The organism is Pseudomonas synxantha BG33R (assembly GCF_000263715.2).
Classification (GTDB): domain Bacteria; phylum Pseudomonadota; class Gammaproteobacteria; order Pseudomonadales; family Pseudomonadaceae; genus Aquipseudomonas; species Aquipseudomonas synxantha_A.
The window spans coordinates 3,837,787-3,853,948 of the sequence record NZ_CM001514.1 but is presented as its reverse complement, the minus strand read 5'-3'; the positions used below and the strand labels follow the sequence as shown (position 1 = coordinate 3,853,948).

Annotated in this window: 10 protein-coding genes; 3 read left to right on the top strand and 7 right to left on the bottom strand. The window is 58.0% G+C overall.

What is annotated here, in order from left to right; genetic code table 11:
- Nucleotides 1-13: 13 nt before the first annotated feature.
- A complete protein-coding gene (locus PSEBG33_RS10760; RefSeq protein ID WP_005789214.1) occupies nt 14-1,621 on the bottom strand; it encodes a carboxyl transferase domain-containing protein in 1,608 nt (535 codons plus the stop codon).
- An 11-nt stretch (nt 1,622-1,632) separates the two neighbouring features.
- Complete coding sequence (locus tag PSEBG33_RS10765; protein WP_005789212.1) at nt 1,633-2,796, bottom strand: isovaleryl-CoA dehydrogenase; 1,164 nt, start codon at nt 2,794-2,796, stop codon at nt 1,633-1,635.
- A 151-nt stretch (nt 2,797-2,947) separates the two neighbouring features.
- Between PSEBG33_RS10765 and PSEBG33_RS10770 the strand changes: the two genes are divergently transcribed.
- A complete protein-coding gene (locus PSEBG33_RS10770; RefSeq protein WP_005789210.1) occupies nt 2,948-4,585 on the top strand; it encodes an AMP-binding protein in 1,638 nt (545 codons plus the stop codon).
- A 98-nt stretch (nt 4,586-4,683) separates the two neighbouring features.
- Nucleotides 4,684-9,390: an NEL-type E3 ubiquitin ligase domain-containing protein gene (locus PSEBG33_RS10775; protein ID WP_050989043.1), complete on the top strand. Its 4,707-nt coding sequence runs from the start codon at nt 4,684-4,686 to the stop codon at nt 9,388-9,390.
- A 549-nt stretch (nt 9,391-9,939) separates the two neighbouring features.
- Here the strand turns inward: PSEBG33_RS10775 and PSEBG33_RS10780 are convergent.
- From PSEBG33_RS10780 to PSEBG33_RS10790, 3 genes are all read right to left on the bottom strand, one after another.
- Nucleotides 9,940-10,839, bottom strand: coding sequence for a hydroxymethylglutaryl-CoA lyase (locus tag PSEBG33_RS10780; protein ID WP_005789205.1), 900 nt, complete (start codon nt 10,837-10,839; stop codon nt 9,940-9,942).
- A gap of 16 nt (nt 10,840-10,855) precedes the next feature.
- Nucleotides 10,856-11,248 carry a MerR family transcriptional regulator gene (locus tag PSEBG33_RS10785; RefSeq protein ID WP_005789203.1) on the bottom strand — a complete coding sequence of 131 codons (393 nt, stop codon included), beginning with the start codon at nt 11,246-11,248 and terminating at the stop codon, nt 10,856-10,858.
- Between the two features lie 115 nt (nt 11,249-11,363).
- Nucleotides 11,364-12,299, bottom strand: coding sequence for a LysR family transcriptional regulator (locus PSEBG33_RS10790; protein WP_005789201.1), 936 nt, complete (start codon nt 12,297-12,299; stop codon nt 11,364-11,366).
- Nucleotides 12,300-12,449: 150 nt separating this feature from the next.
- On the opposite strand from PSEBG33_RS10790, the gene PSEBG33_RS10795 reads away from it, so the two are divergent.
- Nucleotides 12,450-13,679 (top strand): acyl-CoA dehydrogenase, encoded by a 1,230-nt coding sequence (locus PSEBG33_RS10795; RefSeq protein WP_005789200.1) that lies wholly within the window; start codon nt 12,450-12,452, stop codon nt 13,677-13,679.
- A gap of 119 nt (nt 13,680-13,798) precedes the next feature.
- Here PSEBG33_RS10795 and PSEBG33_RS10800 read toward each other — a convergent pair whose 3' ends face one another.
- Together PSEBG33_RS10800 and xthA are read right to left on the bottom strand one after the other, a co-directional pair.
- On the bottom strand, nt 13,799-15,130 hold the full coding sequence (locus tag PSEBG33_RS10800; RefSeq protein ID WP_005789198.1) for a substrate-binding domain-containing protein: 1,332 nt from the start codon (nt 15,128-15,130) through the stop codon (nt 13,799-13,801).
- 116 nt (nt 15,131-15,246) lie between these two features.
- Complete coding sequence (gene xthA / locus PSEBG33_RS10805) at nt 15,247-16,059, bottom strand: exodeoxyribonuclease III (protein WP_005789196.1); 813 nt, start codon at nt 16,057-16,059, stop codon at nt 15,247-15,249.
- Nucleotides 16,060-16,162: the final 103 nt, after the last annotated feature.

The following is a 16,162-nucleotide window of genomic DNA, read 5'->3' as shown; positions in this document are numbered from 1 at the left end:
GGTGCAGCTCCATTTACATGCGGAACACGCCGAAGCGGCTCGGCTCGATGCGGGCGTTCAGTGCGGCGGACAAGGCCAGGGCCAGTACGTCGCGGGTCTGCAGCGGGTCGATGACACCGTCATCCCACAAGCGCGCGCTGGAGTAATAGGGGTGGCCCTGGGTTTCATACTGGTCGAGGATCGGCTGCTTGATGGCGGCTTCCTCCTGCGCACTGAAACCGTTGCCTGCGCGCTCAGCCTGCTCACGCTTGACTTGCACCAGCACCCCGGCGGCCTGTTCGGCGCCCATCACGCCAATGCGTGCGTTGGGCCACATCCACAAGAAGCGCGGGTCATAGGCGCGGCCGCACATCCCATAGTTACCGGCGCCAAAACTGCCACCGATGATCACGGTGAACTTCGGCACTCTGGCGCACGCCACCGCCGTGACCAGCTTGGCACCATGCTTGGCGATGCCGCCGGCTTCGTATTTCTGGCCGACCATAAAGCCGGTGATGTTTTGCAGGAACAGCAGGGGGATCCCACGCTGGCAAGCCAGTTCGATAAAGTGCGCACCTTTCTGCGCGGCCTCGGCGAACAGGATGCCGTTGTTGGCCAGGATCGCAATCGGGTAGCCATGCAAGTGCGCAAAGCCGCAGACCAACGTTGTTCCGAACAACGCCTTGAACTCGTCGAACACCGAAGCGTCCACCAACCGCGCGATGACTTCGCGCACATCGAACGGCTGCTTGGCATCCGCCGGAATCACGCCGTACAGCTCTTCGCTGCTGTACAGCGGTGCCACGGGCGGGCGCTGCAGCAACTCACCTTGTTTGCGCCAATTAAGGTTGGCCACGCTGCGCCGGGCCAGCGCCAGGGCGTGTTCATCGCTGTCGGCGTAGTGGTCGGCCACGCCGGAGATCTTGCAGTGCACATCGGCGCCGCCGAGGTCTTCGGCGCTGACCACCTCACCGGTGGCCGCCTTCACCAGCGGCGGGCCCGCAAGGAAAATGGTGGCTTGCTGGCGCACCATGATTGCTTCATCGGCCATCGCCGGCACATAGGCGCCACCGGCGGTACATGAGCCCATCACCACGGCGATCTGCGGGATGCCCTGGGCGCTCATGTTGGCCTGGTTGAAGAAAATCCGCCCGAAGTGTTCGCGGTCGGGGAATACTTCGTCCTGGCGCGGCAGGTTGGCGCCGCCGGAATCCACCAGGTAGATGCACGGCAGACGATTCTGCTCGGCGATGGTTTGGGCGCGCAGGTGCTTTTTCACTGTCAGTGGGTAGTAGGAACCGCCTTTGACCGTGGCATCGTTGGCGACGATCATGCACTCCACGCCTTCCACGCGGCCGATTCCGGCAATCACGCCAGCCGCCGGTACGTCTTCGCCATACACCTGATGAGCCGCCAGTTGGCTGAGTTCAAGAAACGGCGAACCCGGGTCGAGCAAGCGATTGATGCGCTCCCGGGGCAGCAGCTTGCCGCGCGAGGTGTGGCGTTCCTGGGCCTTGGCACCGCCACCCTGTTGCACGTGGGCAAGCAGGGTATGCAGGGCGTCGACCTGTGCAAGCATCGCCGCACTATTGGCGGCAAATTCCGCCGAGCGCGGGTTGAGTTGGGTATGCAGGGTGGCCATGACGCGCTCCTTCAGCGGGTTTCGTTGAACAGTTCGCGACCGATCAACATCCGCCGAATCTCACTGGTGCCGGCGCCGATTTCATACAGCTTGGCGTCACGCAACAGGCGCCCGGCAGGGAATTCGTTGATATAGCCGTTGCCACCCAGGATCTGGATCGCATCCAGCGCCATCTGCGTGGCGCGCTCGGCGCTGTACAGGATCACACCGGCGGCGTCCTTGCGCGTAGTCTCGCCGCGCTCGCAGGCTTGGGCCACGGCGTAGAGGTAGGCGCGGCTGGCGTTGAGCTGGGTGTACATGTCGGCAACCTTGCCCTGGATCAGCTGGAATTCGCCGATGCTCTGGCCGAACTGCTTGCGGTCGTGGATGTAGGGCACGATCAAATCCATGCACGCCTGCATGATCCCGGTAGGGCCGCCGGAGAGCACCACGCGCTCGTAATCCAGGCCGCTCATCAGTACTTTCACGCCGCCATTGAGCACGCCGAGGATGTTTTCTTCCGGTACCTGCACGTCATCAAAAAACAGCTCGCAGGTATTGGAGCCGCGCATGCCCAGCTTGTCGAACTTGTTGCTGCGACTGAAGCCTTTCCAGTCGCGCTCGACGATGAAGGCCGTGATGCCGTGGGGGCCTTTTTCCAGGTCGGTCTTGGCGTAGATCACATAGGTATTGGCGTCGGGGCCGTTGGTGATCCAGGTCTTGCTGCCGTTGAGTACGTAGTGGTCGCCGCGTTTGTCGGCGCGCAGTTTCATCGAGACCACATCGGAGCCGGCATTCGGCTCGCTCATGGCCAGGGCGCCGATGTGCTCGCCGCTGATCAGCTTGGGCAGGTACTTGAGTTTCTGTTCGTGGTTGCCGTTGCGATTGATCTGGTTGACGCACAGGTTGGAGTGCGCACCGTACGACAGCGCCACCGAGGCCGAGCCGCGGCTGATTTCTTCCATGCTCACTACATGGGCCAGGTAACCCAGGCCGGCACCGCCATATTCTTCCGGCACGGTGATGCCCAGCAGGCCCATGTCGCCGAACTTGCGCCACAGGTCGGCGGGGAACAGGTTGTCGATGTCGATCTGCGCCGCACGCGGTGCGACTTCCTTGGCCACAAAGGACTGCACCTGGTCGCGCAGCATGTCGATGGTTTCGCCGAGGGCGAAGTTCAGGGACGGGTAACTCATGGACAGGCACCTTAATGTGAGCTTTGTTGTTGTGTGGGTCGGGCGCAGGAGGAGGGCGCTCACCTTTACGTTAACGTAAGCTTGCGTTGCGGCGCTGTCAATCGTAGTTTACGTTTACGTCAACCTACAAAAAAGACAACAAGGGGTCGTTATGGATCAACCGAATCAGAGCTACAGCCGTGGCTCTCAGGACAAGTGCTTGCTGGCCATGACCATTGGCCAGGCATTCGATCAAACCGTCGCGCAGTATCCCGATGGCGAAGCCTTGGTGGTTCGCCATCAGCAGCGGCGCTACACCTGGCGGCAACTGGCCGAGGCGGTTGATCTGCATGCACGGGCGTTCCTCGCCTTGGGTATGCAAATCGGTGACCGCCTGGGTATCTGGGCACCCAATTGCGCCGAATGGCTGATCTGCCAAGTGGCAAGCGCTAAGCTCGGGGTGATCCTCGTCAATATCAACCCGGCTTATCGCAGCAGTGAGCTGGATTACGTGCTCAAGCAATCCGGCTGCCAATGGCTGGTGTGCGCCGGTTCGTTCAAGAGCTCCGATTACCACGCCATGCTTCAGGCATTGAAGCCTGAGCTGCGCGGCCTCATCAGTCTCGATCCCAGCCCGCCGCCTGAATTCATGTCTTGGTCGCAACTGTCGGCCCTGGGCGCCGGAGTTAGCCCCGAGCAACTGCAAAGCCGGCAGACCAGCCTGCACTTCGACCAACCCGTGAATATCCAATACACCTCAGGCACCACCGGTTTCCCCAAGGGCGCTACCCTCAGTCACCACAATATCCTCAATAACGGTTACATGGTCGGCGAAAGCCTGGGCTTGACCGCGCAGGACCGCCTGGTCATCCCGGTGCCGCTGTATCACTGCTTCGGCATGGTGATGGGCAACCTCGGTTGCATCACCCACGGCACCACCATGATCTATCCCAATGACGGTTTCGACCCGCTGCTGACACTGACTGCCGTCGCCGAAGAACGAGCCACCGGCCTGTACGGCGTGCCGACCATGTTTATCGCCATGCTTGATCACCCAGGCCGGGCCGGGTTCGACTTGGCCAGCCTGCGCACCGGCATCATGGCCGGAGCGACATGCCCGATCGAAGTCATGCGCCGGGTCATCAACGAACTGCACATGCGCGAAGTGCAAATTGCCTACGGCATGACCGAAACCAGCCCCGTGTCGCTGCAAACCGGGGCGGATGACGATATAGAACGACGCGTCACCACGGTGGGCCGCACCCAACCGCAACTGGAGACCAGGATTGTCGATGACGCCGGCAACACCGTGGCTCGCGGCGTGATCGGTGAACTGTGTACGCGGGGCTACAGCGTGATGCTCGGTTACTGGAACAACCCCGACGGCACCCGGGAGGCAATCGATGAGGCTGGCTGGATGCACACCGGCGACCTGGCAACCATGGACGAGCACGGCTACGTCTGCATTGCCGGGCGTAACAAAGACATGATTATTCGCGGGGGCGAGAACGTGTACCCGCGTGAGCTGGAAGAGTTTTTCTTCACCCACCCGGCAGTGGCCGATGTGCAGATCATCGGTATTCCGGATGAGCGTTACGGGGAAGAAATCGTCGCCTGGATCAAATTCCATCCGGGGCAGGTCGCCAACGCACTGGAGCTGCAAACCTGGTGCAAGGACCGTATCGCATATTTCAAGACACCCAGGCACTTCAAGTTCGTGGACGAATTTCCGATGACGGTGACGGGAAAGATCCAGAAGTTTCGGATGCGTGAGATCAGTATCGAGGAGTTGGCGTCTACTCGCGACTGAGGGCGGGTGGAATCGCAGCGTGGGGTATGTGGATACCACTGTTTGATGGAGAAACGATCGGATATTGATTGTTTGTTCTATCAAATGGAATTCGGTAAATGAGTAATCTCGATCAACGTGACAGCAGTCAATCAGTTGTGGTGCAGAGTGTACATGCGGGTGTCATACAGGATCGGTTGCCGCCTTGGTATGGCGGCGCTGCTCTGAAGCACAAAAAGAAGTTTTCTGAAACACAATTAGTAGTACCGCAGTGGTACAAAAACGTATCGCCGGAAAGAAAACTGGTCGTGAGCACGGCGTACGAACGCTGCTTTAGAGCATTGAACAAGCTGGATGCAAGGTTTAATGAAATGCAAGGCGCTGTGGCGTTTTCCGAGCCGCTTCTAGTGGCTGCAATGAAAGAGGAGTTTGGTGGGGATTACGATGTAAGACGGCTGTTTTTCGCACGTGAAGTACTGGTGCCCGCGGATCGCTCAAAAGTCTTTGGCCCGGAGGCCAGCTGTTACTACCGTTATGAAGGTGTCAGCTTGATCGAGGCCGCGTTAAATAATTTTGCAGTAGAAGATACGCTTGAAGTGGCCGACGAGGACGCCCGTCTCATCACCCGGTATGATTTTCACGAGCGGTCTCACACATTTAATCAGGCCGATGTCCTCACTCGAAAAGTTTCGATAAAACCCCACGTGTTTGCAAGTCTGTGCAGAACGTTGGATTTAGGTTCGCAGTACTTGAGGCATGTCGAGTCATTCGTCAGTCCCGCCGATACACCCAACTTGGCTATGGGCAATCCGGCAAGAGCCGTTCGTCACCTAATGATTGGTGCGGCCATGCAGCAGTTGGCGTTCGCCGCCGAGATGGCGGTTGAGTGCGGGGATATCGAGCAAGACGCCTACCAGTTGGTACGACAGTTGATGTGGCATCAGAAGGAACTGAAGTGGCGGGGTAAGCCCGTAAGTTTTTCGTGTTTGAAAGTGCTGGGTCAGCCGCTGGCGAAAATTATTGTTATCGGAAATTTGAACACTTATCCAGTGCGCGGTGTGTTTGTGCACAAGCCTGAGCCCTGTTTAGTATTCATTCCGGGAGATCCTGTTTGTATGCTGAAGGAGTATCCCGACTTAAGTACCTTTGGAGTCGATTTGGTGGGGCGATTATGCGTGGCGGATTACCGAGTCTTTTTCAGTCAGTTCATCCCTCACGAGCGGCAATCGCAATTTTATACAAAGCTCAAGCGAAGCTTGGATCCTACTGACCAATTTGCTGAACTTGAGGATTTTGATGCCGACAAGAACGACATAAGAACATTCACCACTGGCTATGGACTTCGCCTTTCGTTGTTGTGGCAAGACTATGCTCGGCAGAACGTCGATCTCATGCTGGATAACACCCGGGCGATAGCCGTTTCCACCGACGCGGCAGACACACGTGCGCGTAACGCCTGGCTGGTTAAGTTAGGCAGCACGGCTTTGAATGTCTTGAACGTAGCTGTCCTTGTCTTTCCAGAGCTGGCGCCCGTCATGTTGTTAGTTGGCGCGGTGCAAATGTTGCAAGAGATCGGCTCGGGTATGGAGGCGTGGGAAGAGGGAGATAAGAAAGCCGCATGGGCCCACGTTTCAAACATCGCCTTTAATGCGGCGACGACGGTCGTGGGTGCCAAGTTGTTACCGCTTGTCAATACAGCATTTGTCGAGAGCCTGGCCCACGTGCGTTGCCCTGACGGCAATATCCGTCTGTATTCTCCTGCGCTGAAACCCTACCAGCGACAGGTCACACTGCCCGATGGGCTTTCGGTCAATGAGCATGGATTATATGAATTTGAAGGGGGGTTATACCTGAGGGAAAACAACACGTATTACCTGGTGGAGCGGGTGGGGACCAGCAATCACTATAAAATCCTGCACCCGGACAACGCGGCAGCTTACACACCGAAGGTAAGCCGTACGCGCGCAGGGGCTTGGGCTCACGAGCATGAAAACCCACTGACATTGACCGATTCGCAGTTGATGCAGCGGCTTGGCCCGACGGCAGAGCGTTTTGCTAATGAACCACTCAAGCTTGAACGCATTGTGCAAATGTCTGAAACCAATATGGACACTCTGCGCAAAATACATGCAGATCAATCACCACTGCCTGCCCTCCTGGCCGATACCTTGAAGCGATTGGAAATGGATAGTGCAGTGGCGCAGGAGCCCAACACTGTCAGCACCTCACAGAGGGCGGCGTATCAGTCTGAGCTTTTCGCTCAGCGCTATGCCGCTGCTGAGAACGCAGGCAGCGAGGCCGCAAGGTTGATCAAGCGTGTGTTTCCTTCGCTTCCCCAGGCCGTTATTGAAGAACTGTTGAACGGTGCCAACTCCGTAGAAATGAAAAGTCTCATCGAACACAATCGCGTGCCGTTGCGACTGGCGGAAGAGGCTCGCCATTATCAACGGCAAGTGCGATTGGCGCGGGCTTACGAAGGGCTGTACCGCAAGACCCTGGGCAATGACGACACACAACGCATGGTGCTGCACAGCCTGAGTAAGCTGCCTGGTTGGCCCGCCGACCTGCGCATCAATATCGTCGAGCGGCTGCCTGTCGGGGAGCGTCTGTTGGATTCAGTGGGACCGGAGAATGCGGTCGTCAAGCGTCGTTTTATCAAGTTTGGCTCCAAGAACCTTTATGAAGTCCAAGACGACAAGTTTGCAATATTGAATTCTCAGGCGGACATCTATGGGGCTGTCCTGTCAGCGCTTTCTCCCGAGGAGTGGGCGGCGATGAAACTGACTGCCCATGACCGTGGCGCGAGCTTGAAGCAGGTGCTGGAACAAATGCCGCTGATGCCTCGCGATGAACTGTGCGGGTTGCTGCAGATGCAGCCTGTCAAGCCCCGCTATAGACCGCCAATGCGCCTTGCCGGTGGGCGCGTGGGTTACCCGTTGAGTCCGGTAGGCGCAGCGAGTCGTCGGCCTTATGCATGTGAAAGGGCTGCATTAGAGCTCTATCCCTCAAAGTCCATCGCGCAGGTGGAGCAGATGTTGGATCTAAAGGACGTCGGCGATATTGAGTTCTTGGCAAAAATGAAAGTGCTCAATGAGGAGTTCGAGCAACTCAAGACAGACTTGAACGCTTGGCGCGACAGCGGTGAGTGGCACCAACGCAGGTCCCGGGGCCGAGTGGTTGAAGCCATCAAAGACGCTTGGCAGCGCAGATCGACGCAACCCGCCATGGGCCCCGAGCAAGAAGGTATGAAGTACATCTTGCGCTTGGCCGATGAGCAAATCGGCGAGTTACCGCCGATTACGGCGAACATGGACCATGTGGACTGTCTGGATCTATCGAGAATGTATCTTTCGGATGCGTCGTTGCCTTTCTTGAACGCATTTGGCGGTTTACGTTGGTTGGATATCAGCTACAGCAACTTCACACGACTGCCGGAGTTTGCAAATGGTGGCGCGGGTTTGACCACGCTCAACTTGAGCGGCAATGACATACGGCTGACGGGGCAAAGCCAGGCACGTCTCGAAGGTATGCAACGTTTGACCAGACTGAACCTCTCCCATAACCATCAGTTGGGATGGGTCGCCGATCTGAGCAACATGCATGATTTGAACCGGCTGGATCTGGCGAATACCGGGACGACAACGTTCCCCAGAGGCGCCGAACATCTGAATAACTTGGCCTGGATCGATCTGCATACAAACGCGATGACTGAATTGCCTCAGTACGCCGTCGATCATCCAGATCGAATCAGTGTGCATGATAATCCTGTATCGGAAGAACGCTTTACCGATGATCACGTCACACTCGCCGATGGGCGCAGGTTGTGGCTGCACGATTCCCCCGTAGAAATGCTAACCAGTCGCGGCGATATGTGGGACCAGCTCAGCTCCAGTCCACAGGCTGCGGCATTTTTCGCCGTGCTGGCGGACACGACACGTTGCGCAGAGTACACCTCCGGGGTTACTCGGCCGCAGTTGGCGGAGCGCGTCTGGGACATGATTAAAGCGGTCTATGAGAATCAAACGACTCGTGAAGTATTGTTTAAGTCAGCCGATGGTCGCGCTACTTGTGGTGACGGCAGCGTACTTGAGTTTATGAACCTGGAAATTGACCTGTTAGTGGAACAATCGCTTGAGCAGGTTGGGGAGCATGAGGTGGAAGCGACCTTTATTAACACGGCTGGGCGGCTTTTTCGCCTGAAGCTGGTGGATATCATCGCTGAGCGTGATGTCGAGGCGCGAGGGGCAGCTTTCGCGGAAGAGACCGAAGTCGTTCTTGCGTATCGGACCGGCTTGGCACAGCGGCTGAATTTGCCGATCAAAACCTTTGAAATGCTCTATCGCCAAACTGCTGGTGTGGGCTCGGAAACGCTTGATGCTGCTTATTTACAAGTGCTTGAGGATGAAAAAAATATCAGCGAAAAGAGTCGTTTTTTTGTAGATATGGAATTTTGGAGGAACCAGCTTCGTACCCAATACTCACAGGAGTTCAACGTCCTGACGGGCACCGATTTTGAGTTGATAGCTGAAACGCAAGAGGCGTTGGAAGAGGTGGCTGACCTGCAAAAAACACAGGGTGACCCTGTAGAGCAAGATGCAAAACAGGCGTGGCAGCAGGCGTACGACGAAGCGGTTAACAGAGTTGCTCGCCTGCTGGGTAAGACCCGGGATCAAATTCTGACCGACGGTTCCATGACCGATGCTTTTTATCATCAGCAAATGAAACAACTGGGTGCGCTGCGACAATCCAAAGAGACAACGGCGATGCAGACCCTGACGGTCACTGTGCTTAACAATTTCTCAGCGAAGAAGGTGGCATCCGTTTAAGTCAAAAAAGTGCGAACAGCACAAAGGGGACCCGAAGGTCCCCTTTAATTTGTCGTTGCGTGCTCTTTTCTTATTATTGAGGGGCGGCCTGTTGTTGTTTTTGGTAGCCGTGACCCGTACTGCTGTTTTTGGCGACCCCCATCCGGGGTCAAGAGCAAACGTATTTTTTTGAGCGCTGACCTGCTTCTTCGTAAACGATCCAACCAGTGGTAGCTACCTGGAGGTAGTTTTATTTTTCTCTATCCGGTTGCGGGTTGCGGCATGCCGTACCCTGCGAAGCACATCTTCTCCAAAAAAATCTGTTAGCTGCGTCTCTGCCGTGTTGTTTTTGTTATGTCAGAGTCGTTTCGTCTTGTTTTTATTAGGTTTGGCGCTTTTTATTCTTGTTATGCCATAGAGATAGCAGGAGCCGTGCCAACTTTTTAAATTCTTTTAAAATCATGTAGTTAGTTTTTATCGGGCAAATAGTTTTGCCCAGCCATGACGAATTCTGTTCCCGCGTTACCCGTTATGCCTGTGTGCGGTAACACATTGTCACAGCTGTGCTACTCAACTGGCGTTACGCACCTTCGCAACCCGCGACCCGCTAGGTCGACCAAGGACGTGGCTGATCTGCCGGCCTGCGCCAATCAAGCGTTCCAGGTCGATCCCCGTTTCGATCCCCAAACCGTTGAGCAGGTACAACACGTCTTCGGTGGCCACGTTACCGCTGGCGCCCTTGGCGTAAGGGCAGCCGCCGAGGCCCGCGATAGAGCTGTCGAATACATTTATACCTTCCAGCAGGCTGGCATAGATATTGGCGATGGCCTGGCCGTAGGTGTCATGGAAATGCCCGGCCAGCTTGTCCCTTGGCACTTGCGCCCCGACCACCTCGAACAGGCGCCGGGTAGCGCCCGCCGTGCCTGTGCCGATGGTGTCACCCAGGGACACTTCATAGCAGCCCATGGCGTACAGCTCACGGGCGACCGCGGCCACTTGCTCCGGGGCGATATCGCCTTCGTAAGGGCAGCCCAACACGCACGACACATACCCGCGCACGCTGATGCCGTGCTGTTTGGCCGCAGCCATGATCGGCGCGAATCGCTCCAGGCTTTCGCTGATGGAGCAGTTGATATTGCGCTGGGAAAAAGCTTCGGACGCCGCGGCAAACACCGCAACTTCCTTGACCCCGGCCGCCAGCGCATCCTCAAACCCGCGCAGGTTCGGCGCCAGTGCACCGTAGGTCACGCCGGGCTTGCGCTGGATCTGCGCGAATACCTCAGCCGAACCGGCCATCTGCGGCACCCATTTGGGCGAGACAAAACTGCCGACTTCGATATAGCTCAAGCCAGCTTCGCTCAACGCGTCTACCAGCTGGACTTTGTCCGCCACGCTGATGGGCTGGGCTTCGTTCTGCAAACCGTCGCGTGGGCCGACTTCCACCAGGCGCACGTAAGAGGGGAGGGACATGGCAGTTACCTTCTGGTTAATGGCCGGCCTGGCTCATGGTGTGCGCAAGGGCCTGGGTGCAGCGCTCTTCAGCGGTGTCCAGTTCCAGCTTCATTTGTTCGATATCCAGCAGTTGCTGTTCCAACTGTTCGCGGCGTTCGGCGATCTTCGCCAACATGCTGTTGAGCTGGATCTGGTTACCGCCGCTGGGGTCGTAGAGTTCGATCAGTTCGCGGCATTCGGCCAGGGAAAAGCCGATGCGCTTGCCCCGGAGGATCAGCTTGAGGCTGACTTTGTCCCGCGCCGAGTAGATACGCTCCTGGCCCCGGCGTTCCGGGGCCAGCAGGCCTTGTTCTTCATAGAAGCGAATGGCGCGGGTGGTGATGTCGAGCTCGCGGGCGAGGTCGGAGATGCTGTAGGTGGTGCTCATGGCGGTGCTCAAGAAAGGCTTGGCGCTAAGCTAATTGCAGGTTGACGTGAACGTCAAGGGGCTCTGCGCGTGCCATCGGGGGCAAGCCCCCTCGCACAATGGGTATTCTTGAACCTTAGGATTGCTGTTTGTCGAGCTTCTTTTCGTGGGCGGTGACTTGCTGGCACAACTCGATCATCTGCTCACGCATCCAGCGGTTTGCCGGGTCCTGGTCGGTGCTTTCATGCCAGTACAGGTGGGTTTCCACCGGGGGTACGTCGTTGACCGGCAGGTTGAACCAGTGCAGTTCATGGCGACGAGCGAAGCGTTCGGGCACGGTCATGACCATGTCGGTCTGCTGCAACACTTGCGAAGCCATCAGGTAGTGCTGCGAGCGCAGGGCGATCTTGCGTTGGATGCCCATTTTGCCCAGCGCCAGGTCCACATGGCCCAAGCCATTGCGACGGCTGGAGATATGGATGTGGGTCAATGACAGGTAGTCATCCAGGCTGAATTTGTCCTTGCCTGCCATGGGGTGACCCTTGCGCATGGCGCACACGTAGCGGTCTTCCATCAATTTGACATGGCGCACCTGCGGGTCGGTGTTGAGCGGCGCATCCACGGCAAAATCCAGGCGCCCGGCGGCCAGTTCCTTGGTGGTCTCACGGCGCTTGGACAGGAAACTCTCGATCACCACGGTCGGCGCCAGGCGGCGCAGGCGCTGGAACAATAGCGGCAGAATCACCGCTTCAGTGAGGTCGGTCATGCTGATGCGGTACGTCTTGGCGGCCTGCTGGGGATTGAAAATCCGGCTTTCCTGCACCGACACCCGCAGCAACGACAGCGCATTGCGCACCGGGCCGATGATGTTCTGCGCCATCGGTGTGGGCACCATGCCTTGGGCGGTGCGTACAAACAGCGGGTCGTTGAAGGTTTCGCGCAGACGTGCCAGGGCGTTGGACACCGCCGGCTGGGTTATGCCGACGATCTGCCCGGCGCGGGTCAGGTTGGCTTCGGTATAGATCGCATCAAAGACGATGAAGAGGTTGAGGTCGACCTTGTTCAAATTCATTTCGTTGCGCTCTTATTGTGAGTGTCCATGCGCCGATCATATATCGGTGATGAATGTTAATACACGCCGAGAATAGGCTAGGTAAATTATCAGCGCTGTTCTAGCATCGAATACATGACCTAAACAACCTCTCAAAGAAGGGAGCTGCTCATGGATTTCGCCTATTCGCCCAAGGTTCAGGAACTGCGTGAGCGCGTCACTGCGTTCATGGACGCATACGTCTATCCGGCCGAGCCGGTGTTCGAACGCCAGGTCAGCGAAGGTGATCGCTGGCAGCCCACGGCCATCATGGAAGAACTCAAGGCCAAGGCTAAAGCCGAGGGTTTGTGGAACCTGTTCCTGCCGGAATCCGAGCTGGGCGCTGGGTTGACCAACCTTGAATACGCGCCGCTCGCTGAAATCATGGGGCGTTCGTTATTGGGCCCGGAGCCGTTCAACTGCTCCGCTCCCGACACCGGCAATATGGAAGTGCTGGTGCGCTACGCCAACGAAGAGCAGAAACAACGCTGGCTCGAACCGCTGTTGCGTGGCGAAATCCGCTCGGCCTTCGCCATGACCGAGCCCGATGTTGCCTCCTCGGATGCCACCAACATGGCCGCCCGCGCCGAACGCCAGGGCGATGAGTGGGTGATCAACGGCAAGAAATGGTGGACCTCCGGCGCCTGTGATCCGCGTTGCAAAATCCTGATCTTCATGGGCTTGAGCAACCCGGATGCGCCGCGCCATCAGCAGCACTCGATGATTCTGGTGCCGGTAGACACCCCCGGCGTGAAAATCGTGCGCCCGTTGCCGGTGTTCGGCTACGACGATGCCCCCCATGGCCACGCCGAGGTGCTGTTCGACAACGTGCGCGTGCCGTATGAGAACGTCTTGCTGGGGGAAGGTCGTGGCTTCGAAATCGCCCAGGGGCGCCTTGGCCCGGGCCGTATCCACCACTGCATGCGCTCCATCGGCATGGCTGAGCGTGCCCTGGAATTGATGTGCAAACGCTCGGTCAGCCGCACCGCGTTCGGCAAGCCGCTGGCCCGTTTGGGCGGCAATATCGACAAGATTGCCGACTCACGCATGGAAATCGACATGGCGCGCCTGCTGACCCTGAAAGCGGCGTATATGATGGACACCGTGGGCAATAAAGTGGCGAAAAGCGAAATCGCCCAGATCAAGGTGGTGGCGCCGAATGTGGCCTTGAAGGTGATCGACCGTGCGATCCAGATCCATGGCGGCGCCGGGGTTTCCAATGATTTTCCGCTGGCTTATATGTACGCCATGCAACGTACCCTGCGCCTGGCGGATGGCCCGGACGAAGTGCACCGCGCGGCGATCGGCAAGTTCGAGATTGGCAAGTATGTGCCGCGGGAGATGATGCGCGGCGGGCAGTAGCACCGCGTCGCCTCTATCGGGAGCAAGCCCCCTCCCACATTTGACTGTATTCACAAATCCAAATGTGGGAGGGGGCTTGCTCCCGATAGAGGCCAGATTGAACAACACCAACTCAAGCTTCAGTACACCCAAACCTCCACCCGCCGATTCTTGATCCTACCTTCGTCTGCGGTATTCGCCGCCACCGGCATCTGCGCGCCAAACCCGCGAATATCCTTGAGCACCACGCCGCTCTTGGCCAGCTCGCGGCGCACCGCCATCGCCCGTAACTTCGACAGCAACGCCGCACGTTGCGGATCGTTCTTGGTATCGCCAAAGCCCACCAGCGTGACCTGCTTGTTCAGCTTGCCGTGGCTTTTGATATAAGCCACCACCCGCTGCAAATCCTGGCGTGCCTTGTTGTCGAGGCTGGCGCTACCCTCTTCGAAGCGAAAATTCACCGTCAGGCGCTGAGCGTCGCGGGCGATGGCCTGGTAGTCGTCAGGCATTGACGGGCGAGGTGTCACGCCGATCGCCTGCACCTGCTGGGCGATAAAACCATTGGCCGCCACAATCGCCTGGCCTTTACTGGATTGGGTAAAGTCCACCAACGCCTTGGCCCACGGATTGCGGGAGGAGGGCGGCAGATAAAAGAACAGCCGTCGCGACAGCGGGTAATCTTCGGTGGCGATGAGGCTGGTCAGCGGCAACATCGGTTGCGAGTCACCATCGGCAATCGCCACTGCTTTGGCCTGACGCACATAGGGCAGGCCGATAAAGCCGATACCCTGGGGATCCTGGCTGACGGCATCGGACAGCTGTTCGCTGGATTCGAAACGTTTGGCTGACGGCGCGAGCGGCTGCTGACGTCGGCTCAACACCAGTTCCCTGAAGGTGTCGTAGGTGCCGGACTGATCATCACGGGCATATAAATGAATGGCACCGCCACTCCCGCCCAATGCCTCCCAGGTGCTGACTTCGCCGTTGAAGATCTGGGCCAACTGCTCGGTGTCAAGAGTATTGAGTGGGTTGCGTGGGTTAACAATGATCGCCAGGCCATCAATGGCGATGACCTGTTCGGCATCGGGGCTTTTCAGGTCACCCAGAGGTTCAAGGTCCACCAGTTCGCCGTCCTTGATCGGGCGGGACGCGGCGGCGAGGTCAGCGCGGGTATTTTTCAGCGCGGCAAAGCCGGTGCTGGAACCGTGGGCCGCGACTTCGATGGTCACCGTCTTGCCTTGGCGCGTCGTGCCGACCACGCTCTGTTCGTTTGCCCCGGCGCCCGGTTCGCTGCGTACATCCCGTAAGCCTTGATGCTCCATCAAACCCATGACCAACGCCGGGCCGAGTGCCGCGCCGATGGTGTTGGAGCCCTGGATGCGCAGGGCAGGACCTTGGCCGGGAATGGGAAGAGGGGCTGCCACGGCAGGGAGGGTGATCGCAATACACAGGAACAGAACGCGCAGCATCATGCCGGCACCTTCTCAAGCCAAAGGAAGTGCCGCGAGATTAAGTCAGTTGGGTTGCAGCAATGTGACTGATGCGTCGCACCGCCCCTCCCACATTTAGATCTTCACCAGGCTTGCTATCAGCTCAGTTCCAACCAGATCGGTGCATGGTCCGACGGCTTCTCCAAGCCACGCAAATCGTAATCCACCCCGGCATCCTTGACCCGTGGCACCAGCCCGGTGGACGCCATGATCACGTCAATGCGCAGCCCGCGCTTGGGCTCATCCTCAAACCCACGGCTGCGATAGTCGAACCAGCTGAAACGGTCGTTCACGTCCGGGTTGAGGTGGCGGAAGCTGTCCACCAGGCCCCAGTTCTTCAGGCGCTCCATCCACTCGCGCTCTTCCGGCAGGAAGCTGCACTTGCCGGTTTTCAACCAGCGCTTGGCGTTATCGGCGCCGATACCGATGTCGCAGTCTTGCGGGGAAATGTTCACGTCGCCCATCACCACCAGCGCCTGGTCATTGCTGAACTGGCTTTCCAGCAGGTGCTGCAAGTCTTCATAGAAGCGCTGCTTGGCCGGGAACTTGGTGGGGTGGTCGCGGCTTTCGCCCTGGGGGAAGTAGCCGTTCATGATGGTCACCGGGTGACCGTTTTCATCGGCGAAGGTGCCCCAGATAAAACGACGCTGGGCGTCTTCTTCATCGCTGGCAAAACCTTTGTGCAGGCTCAAGGCCGGCTGGCGCGAGAGCAGGGCCACGCCGTAATGGCCTTTCTGCCCGTGGTAGTACACGTGATAACCCAAAGCCTGCACTTCGGCCAGCGGGAACTGATCATCGTGAACCTTGGTTTCCTGCAGGCCGATCACGTCAGGTTGATGCTTTTCAATCAGCGCCGCCAGCTGATGAGGGCGAGCACGCAGCCCGTTGATATTGAAGGAGACGATTTTCATGGTCGGCAGTCCAGTCTGGCAAAAGGGCGATGCTAGCCGACAAGTCGGACGGGGGCCAGCGTGGCGGTAGGGTGAATGCGCTGCTAATGTCTGGGAACGACTG